The sequence below is a fragment of the Streptomyces jeddahensis genome (genome assembly GCF_001642995.1).
Taxonomy (GTDB): domain Bacteria; phylum Actinomycetota; class Actinomycetes; order Streptomycetales; family Streptomycetaceae; genus Streptomyces; species Streptomyces jeddahensis.
On record NZ_LOHS01000183.1, the window covers coordinates 1 to 2046 of the forward strand.

1 protein-coding gene is annotated in these 2046 nt (G+C 68.9%); it reads left to right on the top strand.

What is annotated here, in order from left to right; all coding sequences use genetic code 11:
- A partial coding sequence (locus STSP_RS34155; protein WP_067284919.1) for a sialidase family protein occupies positions 1-2046 on the top strand: 2046 nt, incomplete at both ends.

Sequence of the window (2046 nt, forward strand, 5' to 3'; positions counted from 1 at the left end):
CGCCCTACACCTTCCGCAACGCGGAGATAGTCGGCGGCGGCTTCGTCACCGGCATCATCTTCAACCAGAGCGAACCCGGACTGGTCTACGCCCGGACCGACATCGGCGGCGCCTACCGCCTCGACACGGCGTCCCGGCGGTGGATCCCCCTCAACGACTGGATCGGCTGGGACGAGTACGGACACACCGGCATCATCAGCATCGCCACCGACGAGGTCGACCCCGACCGCGTCTACCTGGCGGCGGGCACCTACACCATGCCCGACTGGGACCCGAGCATGGCGGCGATCCTGCGGTCGACCGACCGCGGCCGCACCTGGAAGACCACTCCCCTGCCGTTCCGGCTGGGCGGCAACATGCCCGGCCGGGGCATCGGCGAGCGTCTGGTGATCGACCCCAACCGCAACAGCATCCTCTACCTGGGAGTGCGCGGGGGCCACGGGCTGTGGCGCAGCACCGACCACGGCAAGACGTTCGCGAAGGTGACCAGCTTCCCCAATGCGGGCAACTTCGTCATCGACCCCACCGACCCCGACGGCTACAACGGCGACAACCTGGGCGTGCTGCAAGTCGTCTTCGACAAGCGCACCGGCAGAGCGGGGAAGGCCACCCGGACCCTCTACGTCACCGTCGCCGACAAGGACAACATCCTGTACCGGTCGACCGACGCGGGAGCGACCTGGGAACGTGTCCCCGGGCAGCCCACCGGCTTCATCCCGCACCACGCGGTCTTCGACCACGTCGGCGGCTACCTGTACCTGGCGACCAGCGACACCGCCGGCCCCTACGACGGCTCCAAGGGCGACGTGTGGAAGCTGGACACCGCCACCGACACCTGGACCCGCATCAGCCCGGTTCCCTCCACCAGCGACGACAACCAGTACGGTTACAGCGGCCTGACCATCGACCGGCAGAACCCGAACACCCTGATGGTGTCCACCCAGGTCAAGTGGTGGCCCGACTGCCTCCTCTTCCGCTCCACCGACGGCGGCGCGAGCTGGACCCGCGCGTGGGACATGGACACGAACTCCGAGCGCACCCTGCGCTACGACATCGACATCTCCGCCGCCCCCTGGCTGACCTGGAACGCCTCGCCGTCGCTGCCCGAGATGGCCCCCAAGCTGGGCTGGATGATGGAGTCCGTCCAGATCGACCCCTTCGACTCCGGTCACTTCATGTACGGAACCGGCGCGACGATCTACGGCGCCAACAACCTGACCGACTGGGACAGCGGCGGCACGGTACACCTGTCCGTGCGGGCCCAGGGACTGGAGGAAACCGCTGTCCTCTGTGTGATCAGCCCGCCGGCCGGTGCAGCTCACCTCTTCTCCGGCCTGGGCGATGTCGGCGGCTTCCGGCACACGGATTTCCACAAGGCGTCGAAGATGTTCGACAGCCCGACCTTCCACATAACCCCGGCCCTGGACTACGCGGAGCTGGCGCCCCACACCATTGTGCGGGTCGGCAACCCCACCAGCGGCTGGACCCAGCACTTCGCCATCTCCACCGACAGCGGCGCAACCTGGACGCCGTCGGGCAGTGAGCCGTCCGGCATCACCGGGGCCGGAGTCGAAGACCAGGCCGTCGCCATCAGCGCCGACGGCAGGCGGATCGTCTGGTCACCGGCCGGTGCGCCGGTCAGCTGGTCCGACGACCACGGAGCGACCTGGACGGCGTCGGAGGGGCTGCCGGCCGGGGCCCCCGTGCGCTCCGACCGGGTGAACCCGGCGAAGTTCTACGCCTACGACTCCGGCGTCTTCTACCTCAGCACGGACGGCGGCAAGAGCTTCAAGGCCACGGCGGCTACCGGTCTGCCCACCGCGGGGAACGTCCGGTTCAAGGCGGTACCGGGCCACGAGGGCGACATCTGGCTGGCCGGCGGCACCAACAAGCCCGCCACCCCCACGCCGTACGGGATGTGGCGGTCGACCGACTCCGGAGCGTCCTTCACCAGGTTCGACGCGGTGGACGAGGGCGATGTCGTCGGATTCGGCAAGGCCGCACCCGGTGCCACGTACCCCGCCGTCTACACCAGCTCCAAGATCG